At 34.1% G+C, this 18,894-nt stretch carries 17 protein-coding genes, 1 tRNA gene and 1 pseudogene; 3 read left to right on the plus strand and 16 right to left on the minus strand.

The genetic code is table 11. The features are described from left to right. From ACICP1_RS02195 to ACICP1_RS02225, 7 genes and pseudogenes are all read right to left on the minus strand, one after another. A complete protein-coding gene (locus tag ACICP1_RS02195; RefSeq protein WP_264330408.1) occupies nt 1-627 on the minus strand; it encodes a TRP75-related protein in 627 nt (208 codons plus the stop codon). Nucleotides 628-803: 176 nt separating this feature from the next. Next, nucleotides 804-1,349: a hypothetical protein gene (locus ACICP1_RS02200; RefSeq protein WP_264687221.1), complete on the minus strand. Its 546-nt coding sequence runs from the start codon at nt 1,347-1,349 to the stop codon at nt 804-806. 127 nt (nt 1,350-1,476) lie between these two features. Then, nucleotides 1,477-3,585 (minus strand): DNA translocase FtsK 4TM domain-containing protein, encoded by a 2,109-nt coding sequence (locus tag ACICP1_RS02205; protein WP_395461012.1) that lies wholly within the window; start codon nt 3,583-3,585, stop codon nt 1,477-1,479. Continuing rightward, on the minus strand, nt 3,586-3,864 hold the full coding sequence (locus ACICP1_RS02210; RefSeq protein WP_010401649.1) for a YggT family protein: 279 nt from the start codon (nt 3,862-3,864) through the stop codon (nt 3,586-3,588). Between the two features lie 173 nt (nt 3,865-4,037). Continuing rightward, nucleotides 4,038-4,659, minus strand: a pseudogene (locus tag ACICP1_RS02215) (IS6 family transposase). Nucleotides 4,660-4,724: 65 nt separating this feature from the next. After that, the gene (locus tag ACICP1_RS02220) at nt 4,725-5,342 is read right to left on the minus strand and encodes an RDD family protein (RefSeq protein WP_264374840.1); all 618 of its coding nucleotides are present in this window, start codon (nt 5,340-5,342) and stop codon (nt 4,725-4,727) included. 22 nt (nt 5,343-5,364) lie between these two features. After that, nucleotides 5,365-5,447 (minus strand) — tRNA-Leu (locus tag ACICP1_RS02225). 102 nt (nt 5,448-5,549) lie between these two features. On the opposite strand from ACICP1_RS02225, the gene ACICP1_RS02230 reads away from it, so the two are divergent. Next, nucleotides 5,550-6,992, plus strand: a complete 1,443-nt coding sequence (locus ACICP1_RS02230; RefSeq protein WP_139686507.1) for a replicative DNA helicase — start codon at nt 5,550-5,552, stop codon at nt 6,990-6,992. A 348-nt stretch (nt 6,993-7,340) separates the two neighbouring features. Continuing rightward, entirely contained in the window at nt 7,341-8,837 is a 1,497-nt protein-coding gene (locus ACICP1_RS02235) for a proton-conducting transporter membrane subunit (protein ID WP_010407433.1), read from the plus strand. 6 nt (nt 8,838-8,843) lie between these two features. On the opposite strand, the gene ACICP1_RS02240 is transcribed toward ACICP1_RS02235, so the two are convergent. From ACICP1_RS02240 to ACICP1_RS02260, 5 genes are all read right to left on the minus strand, one after another. Further along, on the minus strand, nt 8,844-9,503 hold the full coding sequence (locus tag ACICP1_RS02240; protein WP_139686506.1) for a VirB8/TrbF family protein: 660 nt from the start codon (nt 9,501-9,503) through the stop codon (nt 8,844-8,846). 44 nt (nt 9,504-9,547) lie between these two features. Continuing rightward, a complete protein-coding gene (locus tag ACICP1_RS02245; protein ID WP_395461013.1) occupies nt 9,548-10,342 on the minus strand; it encodes a hypothetical protein in 795 nt (264 codons plus the stop codon). 36 nt (nt 10,343-10,378) lie between these two features. Beyond that, nucleotides 10,379-11,230, minus strand: a complete 852-nt coding sequence (locus ACICP1_RS02250; protein WP_395461014.1) for a DNA polymerase III subunit delta' — start codon at nt 11,228-11,230, stop codon at nt 10,379-10,381. Nucleotides 11,231-11,247: 17 nt separating this feature from the next. Continuing rightward, nucleotides 11,248-11,835, minus strand: a complete 588-nt coding sequence (locus ACICP1_RS02255; RefSeq protein WP_006013379.1) for an L-threonylcarbamoyladenylate synthase — start codon at nt 11,833-11,835, stop codon at nt 11,248-11,250. 147 nt (nt 11,836-11,982) lie between these two features. Next, on the minus strand, nt 11,983-12,453 hold the full coding sequence (locus tag ACICP1_RS02260; RefSeq protein ID WP_127464170.1) for a hypothetical protein: 471 nt from the start codon (nt 12,451-12,453) through the stop codon (nt 11,983-11,985). Nucleotides 12,454-12,528: 75 nt separating this feature from the next. Between ACICP1_RS02260 and miaA the strand changes: the two genes are divergently transcribed. Next, nucleotides 12,529-13,413, plus strand: coding sequence for a tRNA (adenosine(37)-N6)-dimethylallyltransferase MiaA (gene miaA, locus ACICP1_RS02265; RefSeq protein WP_395461015.1), 885 nt, complete (start codon nt 12,529-12,531; stop codon nt 13,411-13,413). A 367-nt stretch (nt 13,414-13,780) separates the two neighbouring features. Here miaA and ACICP1_RS02270 read toward each other — a convergent pair whose 3' ends face one another. The 4 genes from ACICP1_RS02270 to dnaK all read right to left on the minus strand — a co-directional run bounded on the left by ACICP1_RS02270 (nt 13,781) and on the right by dnaK (nt 18,831). Beyond that, nucleotides 13,781-15,343 (minus strand): Mur ligase family protein, encoded by a 1,563-nt coding sequence (locus ACICP1_RS02270; RefSeq protein WP_007302714.1) that lies wholly within the window; start codon nt 15,341-15,343, stop codon nt 13,781-13,783. Next, nucleotides 15,312-16,544, minus strand: a complete 1,233-nt coding sequence (gene metC, locus ACICP1_RS02275) for a cystathionine beta-lyase (protein WP_265030514.1) — start codon at nt 16,542-16,544, stop codon at nt 15,312-15,314. Before metC ends, ACICP1_RS02270 begins: the two co-directional genes overlap by 32 nt. Nucleotides 16,545-16,551: 7 nt before the next feature. Further along, nucleotides 16,552-16,836, minus strand: coding sequence for a BolA family protein (locus ACICP1_RS02280; RefSeq protein WP_265030515.1), 285 nt, complete (start codon nt 16,834-16,836; stop codon nt 16,552-16,554). 72 nt (nt 16,837-16,908) lie between these two features. Further along, on the minus strand, nt 16,909-18,831 hold the full coding sequence (gene dnaK, locus ACICP1_RS02285; protein ID WP_395461016.1) for a molecular chaperone DnaK: 1,923 nt from the start codon (nt 18,829-18,831) through the stop codon (nt 16,909-16,911). Nucleotides 18,832-18,894: the final 63 nt, after the last annotated feature.

Raw genomic sequence — 18,894 nt, forward strand, 5'->3', positions numbered from 1 at the left:
CTATTTTACTGTGTCAACTACACTGCCAAATGAACTTGAACCATTTAAACTATGCTGTGGTGTTCTATTTAGATCAGTAATAGAATCATGAGAGCACGTTCTTCTTGATGGACTTTCTTTTATAGTAACATTTATAGGGGAAACTTTTTTTTCTCGTGTTGAAGTAACTTTTTTCCCTTTTTGTTGTTCACTTTTATGCTGCTTACTTTCATACTGAGAAACTGGCTCTTGATCTATAAATACAGCACCCTTTAAACGTGCAAGATTAATACCATGCTGATTGATCATAGCATCCTCCCCATCTTCAACTATGCAAGCTCCCACGTTGTTTGGCTCGTTATCAAGGCTAGCAATTTTTTTTTCTTTTAATTTTTTGATTAGATCTTCTTTATTTATAGCTAGATCTTGTAACTTTTTTTTCTTGAGGAGCTCCCTACGCTTCTCATACAGTTTATATGACTCAGCAAAATCCTCGTCTGCATGAAAGTTTGCACCACCAGGGTTACCAGGAGGTATGTACCTCTTACTGAACTTTACCTTAGACTTCGCTTCAACATTATGTACAGTAAAGAAACTAGAAACCAAAAGTATTAATATAAATAAAACTTTAGAAAAGATCTTAAGCATACTATAGTGAATATTGTGCTTTAAAAGATACCAATTAACAAACTTCAAGTAAATCAGAATCTCTACCAACTTTATAATACAAACATCTTTCTAAAAAATTTACTACCAAAACCTACATAATCTAAAGGAAATTTAAGGTGTTACAAATTTTACGTAACACCTTTTCAAGAAGAGCATTACGCTCTTACTTGTTGTAAATTATTATTCAGTTTTTCGGTATCACCTACATTACTAAACTTCCCATTTGGTTTATCTTGAGACAAGTCATTTTTCTTCTCTTTATCAAGCTTAACTCCCTGATAGATACAGAATGCAACAAAGCTAGTTACCGCTATTACAGCAACAGCACTGACTATGGCACATAGTATTGCTTGTTCTTGTCCCCCTACCATGTCTGCAAATGTCTCTACTTTTTCTTCTAAACCTGTAAATTTTTCTTGCAGGCCGTTTAAGTGCTCTTGCATACCTTGAAACTGCTCAATACCAATCTTTTCTTCTAATGCGCCAAAAACTTTTTCAAACTGCTCAACATCTATCTTTTGAGCTTCTTGCCATTCTTTTAATGCACTAAATACCTCTTCAAACTGCTTAGCATCAATATTTTGAGCTTCTTGCCATTTTTTTAATTCACCAAAAACTTTTTCAAACTTCTCAGCATCTATCTTTTGACTTTCTTGCAATTCTGTTACACCTAACCAATTGCGCAAAATTCCTTTTACCATTTTAACCCCCTAGCTAATTAATATATTATAATTTTACATTCCCAATGTTTAAATTATTATTAAATTAACTATCATTATACATTGATCTTAAAATAACTTTCCCCGACCTGAAAGTTTAAGCTAGCGATCATTCTACCAATATCTCTCTCTTTCCTGAGTAACTTGGAGCACTGACAATACCTTCTTTCTCCATTCTTTCAACAATATTTGCAGCTCTGTTATAGCCTATTCTAAGTTGCCTTTGAATGTAACTAGTTGAAACCTTTTGATCTCTCTGAATGATGGCCACCGCTTGCTTGTATAGATCGTTCTCTTCATTCTCTGTTTCACCTTCTGATTCTGCAAAAGAATTTTCATCTTCTTGAGTGATTTCCTCCATGTAGTTTGGCTCACCTTGCATTTTCAGATGATCAACTATATTTTGTACCTCATCATCACTTACAAATGGACCGTGAACTCGAATAATCTTACCACCAGAGGCCATATAAAGCATATCACCCATACCGAGCAATTGTTCAGCCCCTTGTTCACCAAGTATTGTACGGCTATCTATCTTAGAAGTAACAGCAAAACTAATTCTCGTTGGAAAGTTTGCTTTTATCACACCTGTTATCACATCTACAGATGGGCGTTGTGTTGCCATTATGATGTGTATTCCTGCAGCACGAGCCATCTGAGCTAAACGTTGAATAGAGCATTCTATATCTTTGCCAGCAACAAGCATTAAATCTGCCATTTCATCTACAATCACCACAATATACGGAAATGTCTCCATTTTAATCGGTATTTTTTCAAACAAAGGTTTACCCGTTGTTGAGTTAAAGCCAATCTGTACAACGCGTTCCAATTCTATTCCGCTATTCATCGCTTCTGTAATTTTTTGATTATAGTTTATTACATTCCGCACATTTAAATATGACATCATACGATAGCGATTTTCCATCTCTTTCACGATCCACTTAAGAGCAATAACAGCTTTTTTTGGCTCTGTTACCACTGGCGTTATTAGATGCGGTATTGCATCATATATTGAAAGCTCAAGCATCTTTGGGTCGATCATTATCATCTTGCATTCATCAGGACTTAATCGATAAACAAGCGACAGAATCATCGTGTTAATCGCAACTGATTTACCTGATCCTGTAGTTCCGGCAACAAGCAAGTGGGGCATTTTAGTCAGATCTGCAATAATTGGTTTTCCGCTTATTTCCTTGCCTAGTGCAATCGGAAGATTTAAGTTTGCATTTTGGTATTCTGGCGATTCCAGTAAATCACGCAGCATAACAATTTCTCGTTCTTTATTTGGCAATTCTATTCCCATTGCATTTTGTCCACGAATTATTGAAATACGTGCAGAAAGTGCACTCATTGAACGTGCAATATCATCTGCAAGACCAATCACTCTTGCAGATTTTGTGCCTGCTTGTGGTTCAAGTTTGTATAAAGTCACAACCGGTCCATAACATACACTTATAATTTTTCCTTGCACGCCAAAATCACTTAGAACCTGCTCGAGCAGAGATAAATTCTTATTGCTCTCTAATGCATTCAACTGTTTTCTCTGCACAGATTCTTCTACTTTAGAAAGTAAGTGAATGCTTGGAAACTCAAACTCGCTAGAAGGTGGTTTAAAAATCTCTTCGGTAGCTTTTTTCTGTCTTTCTTTTGGTTGTTGTCTAGTGGTTCTATATTTTTCTTCTACTACTAACGGTGCTATTGAATAATCAGTAGTTTTACGTAACCTGAAAAACAGAACCTTTGTAAAAAGGGAAAATATTTTTTTACATAGGAAAAGTAAAGAATAAACCGTTCTCTTCCAACCAATTAACCCTACAAAACCTATTGATGCTGCTACTGCAAAGATGTAAAATGGGTAGTTACTAATTAGTGCATTTCCTATCATTCCGCCATGCACATACCTTGCAGTGATACCGAGCGAAAGTTGCGCTAATGTAGCGCATATTCCTAAATTGATTAATATTAAATAGAGAATTTTCAGCAGCCTTTTTGATATCAAAAAGTAAACTACGGTTGTAGCTATTGTAATACTAGCGAGTCCAAGAAATTGAACCAATATATCAGCTAAATATGAACCTACCACTCCGCCCAAATTTGTTACTTCCTGATTTGTAGCTGTATTTAAGGATGGATCTTGATAATTATAGCTAAAAACCGATATATATATATACATTAAGAGTAACAGGTATATCGCTGATTTTAGCTGTTTTTTTAACATCTACTTAAAGTAATAAGTAATTGTATATTTTACAAAGTGAATTGCTATTATCAATATCATCACGGATAAATCTAATCCATTGAACGGTTGTATATACCTTCTGATAACCTTTAGTGGAGGATGGGTAAGTCGGTTTAAAGTTTGCATTATGTTGCTTACAACTTCATTATACATGTTCACTACATTCAATTTAATCAACAAATCGAGAACAACTGAGCATATTAGAATGAAGCTGTAAAGATCAAGTAGCAGGTTAAGTAAGTATATGATTGGATGCATATTACTAATTTATACTAAAGTCTATTATGTGTAGTGATATATATAAAATCAAGCCTCACAATAATTTTCATGCTGAAATAGGTATAAACAATAACTGATTAGTCTGTTTATCAACTGATATGTCGGTTCTGTCGAATCTATAAACCATAGGAAAAAAGGTGGGATTATAGGAGTTATGAAGCCATTAACATAGCAAAATTCTCAAAAGTAGAAACATTATTTTAATAATTTGTCTTTTTTGAATCATACGAATATTTTCTATGCCTGTGATGGTAATCTTTGCGGAATGGAAGCTTTTAAACCCAAGCATTGGCTTTATTAGTTTTTTGATAAATCTATCAACAATATTATTTAGATATTTTATTTGAAGAACTGTAATCTTCAGAAATTTCTGCATTCAAATCATCAAGAGCAGCAGTATTACTGCCGCTTTTATCAATTACAATTTTCTCAGGAAGATAGTTACTCCTGAAGGCTTTACGAAAGAATGCAAGTGCTGCAGACTTGTCTCTACTAACACACAAGTCTACAGTATATAAATAAACCCATTTACCGTTTAATTTAATGTAAGTCTCTCCAACTACTACCAACCTGCTTCTTTCTTTTCCTTACTGCCTCATCTATCAGTGGTGATAACCCACCTTTGTAACGTAGCATTTTGCTCCCCTTATACTCATCATTTCTTCCAAATCTCGATAGCTCAAAGAGAATCGACATTTCATGTATACAGATAACATCCGCTGAAAAGCTAAATCCTTTGAAATATGGCAACAATTTTTGATTGATACGAAACATCTTTGCTTTTTTTTAGACAATTATATCATTCTTCTTTCTACTTCCCTACAAATGCGACAGAACCCTTAATCCACTCTATTATGTTCTGAGACCATACATCTAAGACTTTTACTTGTTACAACTACTGTGCCTGCAATCTTATCGTGCCAAGTTTGGCAACGTTTGTCGAAGCTTGCCCATATGAAACCTAAGAATAGTGGTGAAGTTGACAATATAAAGGAAAAAAACCTCTTTATTGCTTGTTTTAGAGTCAATTTTTCAAAAGTTTGTGCATTTACAACTCTGAGTCCAAGTAATAACTTTCCAGGTGTAGCGCCAAATCTTATCCACATATATGCTACATAACTAAAAAGCATAATAAATTGAACTATCTGATTTAGAACTAGTAACTTGATTAGTTTACTCTGCATTGCTGTTTCCTCTGCAGATAATGGTGTTTGCATCTGATATTTCGCAGCAATTTGGCCTAATATTTTACTGCTCTCTGAGTTCATGAAGAGTTGGCTTAAGGCTTGGCCGCAAAGCTGCAAGAACAAAACGATGATAATTAAATCAAGCAGCACTGACAAATAGCGTCTAAGTCCTGTTACGTAACATATTCCATTTTCATCTTTCTTTACCCTTTGAATAGCATTTATCGAAGAAAGAATGGAAAATAAACGATTAAAAAACTTGTGTAACATAAAGCATTTTCCAATATTTGAGTGCCCCTGGCCGGACTTGAACCAGCATGCTTTTGCAAGCAACAGATTTTGAGTCTGCCGTGTCTACCATTCCACCACAGGGGCCTACTTTAATGCTATAAGCAACACAGGATTAGTCAAATTTTTTCTCTTTCAAGTAAGGACTGAATATTCTACAATAATCAATCATTACTCTGAAAAATTAAAATGAATGAATTAGCCAATCTTATTGATTCAAGAGAAGAAATATGTAAATTGCCACACAATTTAGAAGCAGAGCAAATGCTCATTGGTGCAATGGTTCGTGATAATAGAATTTGTGATGCAGTCGAAGATATAATTGCAGCAGATAATTTCTATGATCCACTACATCAAAGCATTTTTACCCAGATATCTAAAACCAGAAAACACGGTATAGTTGCTAATGAACTGAGCCTCAAGATGTTTTTCGAGAATGATAAAGCATTTGCCGAATGTGGTGGAGTTGAGTACCTAGCAAAACTTGCAGCAAAGGCAAGCATTGCGCTTGACATCTATAGCTTGACCAGAATAATCCGTGATACTTATTTAAGGAGATGCTTAATCAAGCTCGGACAGGAGATAGTTGACGATAGTTACAACTACGACATTGAAAATCCTGCACAGGTACAAATTGAGCAGGCAATGACAAAGTTGTTCAACTTAGCAGTAAAAAAGCAAGGTGATAAGACATATATAAAGCTTGCAAGTTCAATTAAAGATGTGGTTGAGAAGATCAGCAAGCTGAAGAATAACCCAGAGGCTCTAGGTATTACAACCGGACTTCAAGACCTAAACCAGCTTCTTGGTGGTTTGCAGAAATCTGATCTGTTAATTATAGCTGCAAGGCCCTCAATGGGAAAGACAGCATTGGCGCTGAACATCGCACTTAATGCTTGTAAGATTTTGCAAAAAAGAACAGATAAACAACATTATGTAGCATTCTTTTCACTTGAAATGTCAGCAGAGCAATTGACCGCAAGATTGATTACTATAGATTCAGGCATTGGTTATTATAAGGCACTGACTGGGAGAATTAGTGATTTTGAATTACACGAATTCATTAATGCTAGTACAGATCTATCCGAATTACCTTTCATCATAGATGACACTCCTGCGTTATCAATTAGTGCTCTTCGTACCAGAATACGTCTTCTCTATCAACTATATAATGTAGAGTTGGTCTTTATCGATTATCTGCAGTTAATTCGAGGAACAACAAAAAGGAGTAGTGAAAATAGAGTGCAAGAAATCTCAGAAGTGACGCAGGGTTTAAAAGCAATTGCAAAGGAACTAAATATTCCCATTGTTGCACTATCACAGCTCTCTCGTTCTGTTGAGCAAAGGGATGATAAAAAACCACAACTTTCTGATTTACGTGATTCAGGAAGCATAGAGCAGGATGCGGATATAGTAATGTTCCTTTATAGAGAAGAATATTATGAATTAAGAAAGCAACCAAATGAAGGAAGTAATAAACATCGAGAGTGGCAAGAGAAAATGGAGAAAATTAGAAATATTGCAGAACTGATCATTGCAAAACAAAGAAACGGGCCAATTGGTAGTGTGAAACTACATTTTGACTCCAATAGAGGTGCATTTAAAGATTATACAGAAAGATATAGTCTGTAGCGGTTTTGAGTAATTCTGGAAGTGTTTAACAAACCATACGTGCCAAATTAAGTAGCTATCGTGAAATATAGCAATATTTAAGATTGGCATTTTATTTGTTACATTTATTTTTTTAGGAAATTCTTATCTAGGATAAGATATTTTTTTAGAAAAATCTATAAATTACTAACTTTATTACTTAATATATAAAATAGTTTTTTTCTTATTTCCTTTCTTCCTTACGCCACTTTTTCTTAACTTGATGCGTATGGTTTATTTAACACTTCCGATATACAACTAAAAAATAGCAAATTCTCTATAACTTGAATATAATTTTAGCTTTACCTAAACAGAAAGATGAGTTACTTAATGGATTTTGTTTTAATATCTCTTTCCTTGCCACTTTTTATTACTGAGAATTATTTGTTAATTACTGCGTTGATCCCACTTTTAAGTGCATTAGCTATTTCTTTTACTAGTAAATGGCCCAGAGTGAACAGTAGCGTTACTGTTGCTTCTTCTATGCTTCTGTTTGCGTATACATCTCTATGCACTTTATATTTGGTGTATGGTGATCATTCTCAATTTATTCTCATGGATTTTGGTAATAATTTGCATATTAGTTTAAAGCTAGAGTCTAGTGGAGCAATATTCAGTTTATTAATATCATTTTTGTGGGTACTAACCAGTATATATGCAATATGTTATATGAGAAATAACTATGCTGATAGCAATCACTCAAGTTTTCTATGCTTTTTTTCAACATCAATCAGTTGTGCAATGTTTATTGCTTTTTCTGGAGATTTGCTCACTACATTTGTCTTTTATGAGCTTCTAACTATTAGTACATACCCTCTGATTACTTACAACTCAACAAATGAATCAGTAATTGCAGGACGCTATTACTTTGGTTTACTATTTTTCTCTTCTTTAGTATTATTTTTTCCTGCAATAGGCCTATTATATAATGAATTCCATACTTTAGATTTTGTAAGTGGTGGAATATTCAAGTTTGATACTTCACTCATCACTTTTATTGCAGTGTGTTTTGCTATGCTGATTTATGGAATAGGAAAAGCTGCATTAATGCCAATGCATTTTTGGTTACCAAAAGCAATGGTTGCACCAACTCCTGTGAGTGCACTATTACATGCTGTTGCTGTTGTGAAATCCGGAGTTTTCATCATCATCAAAGTTATATTATATACTTTTGGCGTCGATAATATGCAACGTTTTGTGCAGCAAAATTGGTTTGCTGGAGGGTGGCTTCCGTACGCTGCTGGATTTACTATCATTACTGCATCGTTGATTGCATTAAAGCAAAAGGAATTAAAGAAATTGCTTGCTTACTCTACCATCTCCCAATTGTCGTATATTATATTGTTCGCTTCAATTTTTAGTGAATTCAGCATGAAGATTGCAATCTTTCAATTAGTTTGCCATGCATTTGCAAAAATTACTTTATTTTTTTTTGCAGGTATCATAATAACGAAAACGGGTGAAAAATATATAGATAGAATTCACGGTATAGGACGTAGTATGCCAATTAGCATGATAGCATTCACTATAGGTGCATTGTCCATGATAGGAGTACCTCCTGCTCCGACTTTTTGGAGCAAATTTCTCATCTTTCAAGCTGTTTTCAACTCTAGTAATGTAACACTTTCTGTGTTTGTAACTCTAGTGTTAATTGTTAGTACTATACTCAATGCTCTATACTTTTTACCAATAATTTACAACGCCTTTTTCTCAAAACCTTCTAGAAATTATTTTATTAAAAAGACACCAATGCTTCTAGTTTTACCCCCAGTTATTACTGCTATATGCACTTTAGTTATTTTTTTTAGCTACCAAATAATGTTATAAATATAATCATCTATATTTATAGCTATTAACAATAAATTTAAATGGCACTATTCCAGCTAGAGTTGCTTTTATATTTGACAAAGTGAAGCTGACCTCCACAGCATAATCTTTCATCTTCTTATTTTGCTCAGCTGTAAAAACTACAGTAGCGTTTCCAGCAAATGTAACTAAGTTCTTGGTCAACCGGTCAATAGATAATGTTGTTACGTTTATGTTGGTAATTTTTCTTGTGGATGAAACAGCTTCATTGTTCACTTTTTCCTGAAAGTTTTGGTAGATTTTGTATACAGAATTGTTTTTTATAAAATTTTCTTGATACTTTGGCTCAACAGTCCGAGAGGACTCATATGTTTCAATATATTTACTTATTAAATACCTTGCTATGGAAATGTACTCATCTTCTTTTTTACTAAAACTAAGTTTATGTATTGCAGAGAACTCATCTTCTGTGTGGTTCATATACTTCACAAAATTTAAATCTTTTTTAACAGGAAGTAATAGGTATATGTTTAGTAGTGATAAAAATAAACATACTAAGAGAAGTAACGCTATTAACGCCATCCAAGATCTTTCTACAACGCAGAACAGGTATCTGTGGCAATACCATTCAACTGCTTTCCTGAAGTAACTTTTGTTTTTTACTGATTCAAGTAATTTATCTTCCATAATACAAACCCAATTATATAATATACTGGATACTCTAAAAAACTTTAAAATATGTCTAAATTTTCCAAAATAGGATGAATTATTATATCACCTTGTTCTGCAATAAGGTGAAATTTATCAATTTTGCTCACATCTAAATTTATCATTTTTACACTGAAGCTTTCAGGATCATAAGTATTACTTTCTGCACTTTTGTGATAATTATAGTAGTGTAATTTATTTTGATCATCAAAATAACCAAATTCATCAGCAAGAGTTCCCACTTTTTTGCCTTTACCGTCTCTGACTAGCTCAAATAGATCAATTACATGGTTTTCAGATCCAGGCTCAATAGATCCTTCTACAGCAAAAAATTTAGGTGCATGACCAACATACTCCTTAAGTTTTAGATTATTAGTCTTTTTTATATTACCAAAATCCATGAGTTTATATTCATCTGAAAGACCAGAATATTGTGGATCATACTTTTTATATTCAAAAAACTCATTACCTAAAAAATTACAAAACGTTAATTTACAATCATCGTGATTGGATTTAACAACTTTAAAGTAATGAAAATCTCTAGGGATCTTTACTTCCTCTTTTGTAATATGATTACGTACAACAAGTTCATCATTAATCATATGATAGCCAATTCTTGGCAAAGTAGCTATATTGATTGCCTTATTTAGCTTAAAATTTGCCTCATAGATGCCACTTGACAGCTCCTTCCCTTTTTCTAAAGTGACGTCTTGATCTGAAGCTGTATTCTTGATTAAACTCAATTCTTTCTGCATGTTCAGTATAGTGTTTGTTAAAACTTCTATTGATTTCCATACAGTTAATTTATTATCAGTCAAATTATATACTTTAAGTATTAAATTAGCAGAATTTTATCATAAATTTATGTTAAAAGTATTATATTTTTGTGTCATGATGTTAACTACATTAGCTAAAACATGCTTTTTATCTAAGCGAAATTGCTTTGCAGCAACGAAAAGTTCATCTATTTCTTTCCATTGACTTAGTAGAATTTCAACATTATTTACTTCTTTCTTTATACTTTCTAAAATGGAGGTTTGAATTATATGTGATGCTAGTTCTAGCTCAATCTCACTATTAATTATTTTATTAACTATATCAGAATTATTTAGATTACGGAAAAATGTATAAAAATGCTTATGTGACTCATAAGCACCACTGTTTATTGCATTTATTATTACTCCCGGAGTTCCAGGAAACAAAGTAATGATCTCACTAAATATTTTATCGTCGAATTTACACTGAGATGAAACAACCTGCTTTGTTTCATCGTAAGTTAATGGAAGTAAATTCAGCTGAAAACACCTACACCGGATGGTGGTTTGTACATCATATGGCTTATGGCTAATTACAAATATTTTAGAATTTTGTGGCGGCTCCTCTAATATTTTTAATATTGCATTTTTAGCATTATTAGTCATTGACTCTAAGCTATCTATTATAGCTATTTTATATTCTGATTGAATGGGGCTTAAGTGCAAAAAGTTTTTCATTTCTCTCACCTTTTCCACTCCTATTGTATCACCTTCAACAATGTGTAAGTCTAATGCTACTTCATCGTAATTTTTTATAAGAAACCAATTAGAAAAGGATTTTGCGAATGTTGCTTTTCCTATACCTTTTTTACCACAGATCAGCCAAGATTGAACAGACAAGTTGTTCATTATCTTTTTTTTTGCTTGGTTGTGGCCTATCACCTTTTTCATTCTTTCTCCTATAGATCTTAGTTTGAAAATTCGTTATTTATTGTTTGTAATGAAATTTTACCTTTTCTTAAAACCTTAATCTTGTCTCCAGTTAAGTCAATAATAGTAGATTCTATACCAGAAACTAATTCATCATCTTCAATTACTGCAGATAAGTGTTGCTTAATAGACTGAGGTATATCTCTTGCTTTGCATATACTTTTTTCTCCTGAAATGTTAATACTAGTTGCAACTACTGGAGTTTTCAGTTCATTTAATATTGAAATCGCAATAGGATGATCAGGAATTCTTATGCCTATACTATCTTTAAAGAACTCATTTGGTAATATACTGTTATCTTGAAGTGGTAAAATATAGGTCATTGGTCCAGGAGAAAAATAGTTTATTAAATCGATATACTCTTCCTTTACCTTTGCTATATTTATCAAACTATCAATATTACTAACAAATACAGAGAGCGGCTTGTTTTGAGAACGCTTTTTTATTCGATATATTTTTTCTATAGATTCGTTACCTAGCGCATTACAAGAAAGAGCATATACTGTCTCTGTTGGAAAGCATGCTAACAAATTATTTTTTATTGCATTTATTACTTCAAATACCATATAGCTAAAACTTATGTCTACAATAGCTCTGGGTTTACAGTTATCTCGCTATATGGTAGCAATTAAGATACCGAAATGGCTAGCACGCATCTGCTGTATACTTACAGTAAATTTTATTAGCAACTGCTCGTTTTTACAACAGATTTACTACAATCCGAACTCCGCATTGATTTTATCGACTATCTCCTGTGGTGGATCATCTCCCCATCCTGAATATAAAATCTCTCCATAATCTGCAACATCTATAGAGCCAGTTCTACTTTTTGCCAGAAACATTTCTCTTTTATCTTTATCAACTAATACATAGTGCCAAGCTGATCTTCCTCGATCTTTACCACGAACTAGATATATGAGATCTGATCTACTTCTTCTTGTTGCATCAGCAAAGGATCTTTCGTTGATAGTTCTGCTTTTACTCTTTATGCCGCCACTTTCAGAAAAAGCTTCCTTGGCTTCAGCTTTTTTGTTTGCCAATTCAGAAATTTTTCCTTTTGCTCCTAGTGCATGTTCTTTGGTATTTTGAGATGAATACTTACTGGAAAAACCTCCTCTTGTCTCATTAGAGGTCCTATTTGTAAAACGCTTAGTAAACGAGTTATCGTTATCATTTTCTGCCATAAAAGTCTCCAAATTTTAGATTGTAGAATCCAAATTTTTACTACACCCTATCATAGGTTAGTTAAATTAATATAAATGAAGGATAATATAGTAATTATTACAGGAATTACAGCCTCAGGTAAATCAGAATTATGCGATAACTTGATAAAAAAGTATAAAAACATTAGCATAATAAACTGTGACTCAAAGCAGGTATACAAAGAGATTCCCGTAATTACTGCTCAACCACCAAAGCAGAAAGAATTTTATAGGCTATACGGTTATGTTTCAGCAAGAGAAAATTATTCCGTAGGTTTATGGCTAGAGGATTTAAAGAGGGAAGTTAACAACGCGCTGAAAAATTCACGAATACCCATCATCACTGGAGGAAGTGGGCTTTACATTAGCAGCTTAATCAAGGGATTATCATCGATTCCACAAATAAGCCAGGAAGTGAGAGAAAACGTAAATGAACTTAGGAAAAATTTAAGTAAAGAGGAATTCTACAAATTAGTGCTAAGCAAAGATCCAAGGATTCAAGGTAAAATATTTATTAATGACTCACATCGCCTCTCAAGAGCACTTGAAGTTATCACTGAAACTGGCAAGACAATCTTTGTATGGCAAGAAAATAGACAGCCTCCTTTGTTCAATAATTTTAAGGTATATACAATTCTACCTAAACGTGAGGATATATACCGAAAAATAAATTCTCGTTTTATTGAAATGGTTGAAAATGGAGCAATTGATGAAGTAAAAAACCTACTTAGCATGAACCCATCTCCACATTTGCCAGCTATGAAAGCACATGGAGTACCAGAAATTATAAGATACTTAAAAGGGGAGATTACTTTAGACGAAGCAATACAGATTGCTCAAACAAACACAAGGCATTATGCAAAACGCCAGTACACTTGGTTTAAAAATCAATTTCCGAATTCTCAAGTGATTGACTGTGAAAATAAATTGACAGAATTTTAGATATTTTGATTATTATGTATTATATTGCTATGCCTATGCAAACTTTTCTTGATAGTATTAAACTTTTTTCTTAAAGAACTTTCATCATTGCCTAAATTGTGATTATTAAATTCTTTGTAAAAATATTCTTACTTATGAAGCGCTACTATACCTGTAAGAGCCTTTATCACTAAATGAACTATATCACGCAATATTTCATCCTCAATTTTTCTATATTCTCTCACTAATCTTGTAACCACAATCTCCACTTTCATATCCTTGTATAGCTCTTCTCATAATAGTAGGAACAAGATAAGATAGTGATTTAGTGTAACAAGAAGGTAAAAATGCCAGCAGCGTAAAGTTATGACTTAAGGAAAAAAGCCATTCAGGCGTTGGATGAAGGAGAGAGCAAAACAGCAGTAGCAAATTTTTGGCCCTCTCTAATAACTTCAACATCACTAAATTCAAGGGATTGGCCTTCTATTATTTGGAATCTTTCATGTCCTTTTCCTGCAACTAGCAGAATCATATTTTCATCATGTGCTATATTTATACCTTTCTCTATAGCTTTTTTTCTATCTCCTATCTCCAGTGCATCAGGGCAATGTAACAAAATATCGTGACGAATTTTCCCCGGATCTTCATCACGCGGATTGTCATCTGTGACTATAACTTTACCTGCAAGCATTTGTGCTATTTTACCCATCTCTGCACGTTTTGTTTGATCACGATTCCCGCCACAACCGAACACTAGAACTATCTTTTTATTGAAGTGCCATTTTAAAGATAACAGAGCTTGTTTGAGTGCACTTGGAGTATGAGCGTAATCGACAAATGCAAAAGTGTTCACTTTTTCCATTCTTCCAGATGGAGAAGCGAGTTTATCTATACACATTCTTTGATAGTCCATACCAGATGAAATAACTATACCGATTGCACACAACAAATTATATGCTTGAAATTGCCCAAAAATCGGAAAAAATGCGTTATAAATTTCATCACCGATTTGAATTGTCAGGTATTGACCATTGGCAGTGGGTATCTGCTTTAATAAAGTAATGTCAGAGTTTTTTTTTCCATAGGTTATAACTTTGTTGCCACGCTTTTCAGCTATGTTGAGCAACTCTCCATATTCGCCTATATCTGCATTTAAAATCGCTGTTTTTTCTTTTGGCAATACCTCATCAAACAACCTTTTCTTGGCCTCAAAATACTCATCGATACTTTTGTGATAGTCCAAATGATCTTGAGAGAAATTAGTAAAAGCTGCAGCATTGAGCCTGAGTCCATGGATTCTGTATTGATCGATTCCATGGCTTGAAGCTTCTAATGCTAAGTGTTCTACGTTCTTATTATTTATGTCACGCAATGTGGAATAAAGATCATCTGCACTTGGCGTTGTAAGGCTATTATCTTTTCTATTATTATTGACACATGTTCCCAGTGTTCCTATAGACGCTACATTATCTTGCCAAATCTGGCGACAAAATTCCACCACTGAAGTTTTACCATTCGTACCAGTTACAGCAGCAACATATTTAGGTTGTTTGAATTGATAAAACCTGCTGACTATTTCACTGTATATTCCTTGAGGGTCCGAGTGGTAAAGCACTGCAAAACTTGGAGTACTTGTCATTCGAGTAGCGGACACTGGAATCCAGTTTTCATTATACAATTGTCTAGTATGCTTGTTTACAATTAAATTTTCTGGATCCCAGTGTCTGAGCACTGGTATGACATCTTTCTTGGCCCCTTGTATTACAACGTCTACACAGTTGTGTACACATCCATTAGGAAGACATGTTACGTGTTCTTTACTCCTTTCTGACACACAAACAAAAAGGTAACCTTCTTTAACTCTCTTAGGATTACATGTGACGCCTTTGATTTCAATATCAAAGTCAGCATTTACAATGTTATGCAGTAGCTCTTTCAGTCTCACAATCATCTTTAACACTTGAACATGGCAGTCTTATTAATGCAGTATTCAAGTCAAAAATCAAATCTTCAGGATCTTCTAGTCCGCAAAATATTCGCACAAAACTTCCACCATAATCTGAATTCATTACAGATCTTGACATAGATCTATGGTCTACTGGTAATATCAAACTGTCACATCCTCCCCAAGAAGCACCAATGCCGAAAACTTTCATGTGATCAACCATGCAGCCTAGTTCTTCACATGAATATTCTCTATCTAGTACTATACTAAATACGCTACTTGCCCCTTTGAAATAACTTTTCCATAATTCATGTTGAGGATGGGAGGGAAGTGCTGGATACAAAACTCTTTTGATTTTTGGATGTTTTTCCAGCCACTTTGCCACTTGCATTGCTGTACTTTGATGCTTCCTCATGCGTGTTTGCAGTGTTCTAAGTCCCCTGTGTGCAAGGTAACAGTCATGCGATTGAATGGTGACTCCATAATTTTTATAGCTCTCATAAAGCAATTTAAAAATTTTACTTTCAGCAACCATAGCTCCCATCACTAGATCTGAGTGACCGGCTAGATACTTTGTCACCGCGTATAGTGCAACATCAATTCCATAATCAAGCGGCTTAAACAACAAAGGAGTGGCCCATGAATTGTCACAAACGGTTACGATTCCACGTGCTTTAGCAACTTTTACTATATGCTCTATATTTGAAATCTCAAACGTTATAGAACCAGGAGTCTCAATCATGATGAGTGAAGTATTACTCTGAACTAAATCAGTTATATCCTGTGTCGGATTATAAAAAGTTACTTCTACTCCTCTTTTTGGTAGCTCATTTTCGGCAAATCTCTTTAGCCTATAATAACTATTATCTTGTATCAGGACATGTGAACCTGCTTTAGTGAAAGTCAAAATAGCAAAAGTAAGTGCAAATAATCCAGAAGGGTAGATGAGTGCTTGTCCCCTACCCTCAATTTCAGCCAGTGCATTTGAAAAATAATGAACAGTAGGCGTACCAACATTACTGTAACTGTAATCCCTTGCAACACCATCATTGATTACATCGTATATACTTTCTCCATTTGCTGCATTTAAGTAGTCCTTGTAAGTAGGAAATAATATAGTAGAAGAATGATAAACTGGTGGGTTCATCGACCCTTTATAATCATTAAATTTTCTTCCTGCTTTAACTAATAAAGACTCTTCGTTCACATTTTTATTATTTATTTTTTAGATTGTATTCGCTTTGCGTATACAAGTGAAGAGAAATCGCATGTACTCGTTCTATTTCACTCTTTAATAATTCATAGATCAATTTATGCCTCTTTAAAGAGCTCATTCCAGAAAAGTCGTTAGATATTAATACTAATTTGATATGTGAAGGTAGTGTCGAAGAAGAAGCAAAATAATGATCTGCATGCTTCGCTGACTCATCTATAACATTAATACCAATTATACCTATTGAATCGCGTAATTTTTCTTCTATTGTCTTAATAATATCCACAATAGTTCCTTTAAGCAACAATACGCTCCTCTTGTCATCCCACAGTATCTGGGCACTGGGATGACAATCGAATTACTTATTCTCTTCTTTATTATCCATGTCTTGATAATCAGAATCTACTACTTTTTCTTCCTTATCATTTGGATTTCCTTCTGATGAAAAGCCATTTTCAGCACTGTTTTGCTGAGATGCTTGATACATAGCTTCTCCAAGCTTCATAGAAAGTTGAGAAAGATTAGTAACCTTCTGTTGTATTGAATCAGCATCATCAATATTATCAGACTTACTAGCCTCTTTTAATTCATTAACTGCATTTTCAATAGCAGATTTATCTTCTGGAGAAATTTTATCACCATATTCTGTCAAAGATTTTTCTGTAGAATGAACTAAACTATCCGCTTGATTCTTCACTTCAATAAATTTCTTACGCTTTTCATCTTCTTGTGCTTTTTCCTCAGCTTCTCTCACCATCCGATTTATTTCATCCTCCGATAAACCACCTGAAGACTGAATACGTATTTTTTGCTCTTTTCCAGTAGCTTTATCCTTTGCAGAAACATGCGCTATTCCATTTGCATCTATATCAAATGTCACCTCAATTTGAGGAACCCCGCGAGGAGCAGGTGGTATTCCTTCTAAACTAAACTGACCAAGCAGTTTATTATCAATCGCCAATTTTCTTTCACCTTGATGTACCTTAATTGTAACGGCTGTTTGGTTATCTTCTGCAGTTGAAAACACCTGAGATTTTTTTGTGGGAATAGTAGTATTACGTTCAATAAGTGGAGTGAATACTCCACCTAGAGTTTCAATACCAAGAGAAAGTGGAGTTACGTCAAGTAGTAACACATCTCTTACATCACCTTGAATAATTCCTGCTTGTATTGCAGCCCCAATTGCTACAACTTCATCAGGGTTAACTCCTCTATGTGGATCTTTGCCAAAGAATTCTTTAACTTTCTCTATGACTTTTGGCATACGAGTCATGCCACCAACAAGAACTACTTCACCAATTTGACTAGCAGACAAACCAGCATCTTCAAGAGCTTTTTTGCAAGGAATTATAGTCCTTTCAATTAAATCATTCACTAAGCTTTCAAGCTTTGCTCTTGTTAGCTTCATATTTAAGTGTTTTGGGCCACTTGCATCAGCTGTAACAAACGGTAGATTTACTTCTGTTTCCATTGCACTTGACAATTCTACCTTTGCTTTTTCTGCAGCTTCTTTGATTCTTTGCATAGCCATTGGATCGTTTTTCAAATCAATGCCATTACTTTTCTTGAATTCACCCAGTAAATAATTCACTACTGCATTATCGAAGTCTTCCCCTCCAAGGTGAGTATCACCATTTGTAGCCTTTACTTCAAAAACTCCATCACCTATTTCAAGAACTGAAACATCAAATGTACCACCACCAAGATCATACACTACTATTGTGTGTCCGTGCTTTTTATCAAGACCATAAGCAAGTGCTGCAGCAGTTGGTTCGTTAATTATTCTGAGGACATTTAATCCAGCAATTTTTCCTGCATCTTTTGTTGCTTGACGTTGAGAATCATTGAAGTACGCCGGCACTGTTATCACAGCATCCTTTACTTCTTCCCCAAGATAAGCTTCCGCTGCTTCTTTCAGGTTTTGTAGTATAAATGCACCAATTTGACTAGGAGAGTATTCTTTACTATCAGTTGTTTTAACCCATGCATCACCATTTTTTGCTGCAAATACCTTATACGGTACACCTAGATTCTTCATTTCAGGATCGCTATATTGGCGACCTATCAATCTCTTAGTTGCAAAAAAAGTATTACTTGCATTGGTAGTTGCTTGCCTTTTTGCTGGAGCGCCAATCAACCTTTCTCCAGATGAAGTAAATGCAACTATAGATGGAGTAGTTCTTGCTCCTTCTTTATTCTCAATTACTTTTGTATCCTTACCTTGCATTATTGCAACACAAGAATTTGTCGTTCCAAGATCTATACCTATTGCTCTTCCCATAATGAATACTCCCTTTTAAATATTATCTGATGTAAAATATATAAGTATAAAACTCGTTAATTA

Source organism: Wolbachia endosymbiont (group B) of Ablattaria laevigata (assembly GCF_964277395.1).
Classification (GTDB): domain Bacteria; phylum Pseudomonadota; class Alphaproteobacteria; order Rickettsiales; family Anaplasmataceae; genus Wolbachia.

Bases quoted from the DNA above. Each gene is read 5' to 3' on its own strand.
- ACICP1_RS02195 (WP_264330408.1), bottom strand. From the start codon at position 627: ATGCTTAAGATCTTTTCTAAAGTTTTATTTATATTAATACTTTTGGTT.
- ACICP1_RS02200 (WP_264687221.1), bottom strand. From the start codon at position 1,349: ATGGTAAAAGGAATTTTGCGCAATTGGTTAGGTGTAACAGAATTGCAA.
- ACICP1_RS02205 (WP_395461012.1), bottom strand. From the start codon at position 3,585: ATGTTAAAAAAACAGCTAAAATCAGCGATATACCTGTTACTCTTAATG.
- ACICP1_RS02210 (WP_010401649.1), bottom strand. From the start codon at position 3,864: ATGCATCCAATCATATACTTACTTAACCTGCTACTTGATCTTTACAGC.
- ACICP1_RS02220 (WP_264374840.1), bottom strand. From the start codon at position 5,342: ATGTTACACAAGTTTTTTAATCGTTTATTTTCCATTCTTTCTTCGATA.
- ACICP1_RS02230 (WP_139686507.1), top strand. From the start codon at position 5,550: ATGAATGAATTAGCCAATCTTATTGATTCAAGAGAAGAAATATGTAAA.
- ACICP1_RS02235 (WP_010407433.1), top strand. From the start codon at position 7,341: ATGGATTTTGTTTTAATATCTCTTTCCTTGCCACTTTTTATTACTGAG.
- ACICP1_RS02240 (WP_139686506.1), bottom strand. From the start codon at position 9,503: ATGGAAGATAAATTACTTGAATCAGTAAAAAACAAAAGTTACTTCAGG.
- ACICP1_RS02250 (WP_395461014.1), bottom strand. From the start codon at position 11,230: ATGAAAAAGGTGATAGGCCACAACCAAGCAAAAAAAAAGATAATGAAC.
- ACICP1_RS02255 (WP_006013379.1), bottom strand. From the start codon at position 11,835: ATGGTATTTGAAGTAATAAATGCAATAAAAAATAATTTGTTAGCATGC.
- ACICP1_RS02260 (WP_127464170.1), bottom strand. From the start codon at position 12,453: ATGGCAGAAAATGATAACGATAACTCGTTTACTAAGCGTTTTACAAAT.
- miaA (WP_395461015.1), top strand. From the start codon at position 12,529: ATGAAGGATAATATAGTAATTATTACAGGAATTACAGCCTCAGGTAAA.
- ACICP1_RS02270 (WP_007302714.1), bottom strand. From the start codon at position 15,343: ATGATTGTGAGACTGAAAGAGCTACTGCATAACATTGTAAATGCTGAC.
- dnaK (WP_395461016.1), bottom strand. From the start codon at position 18,831: ATGGGAAGAGCAATAGGTATAGATCTTGGAACGACAAATTCTTGTGTT.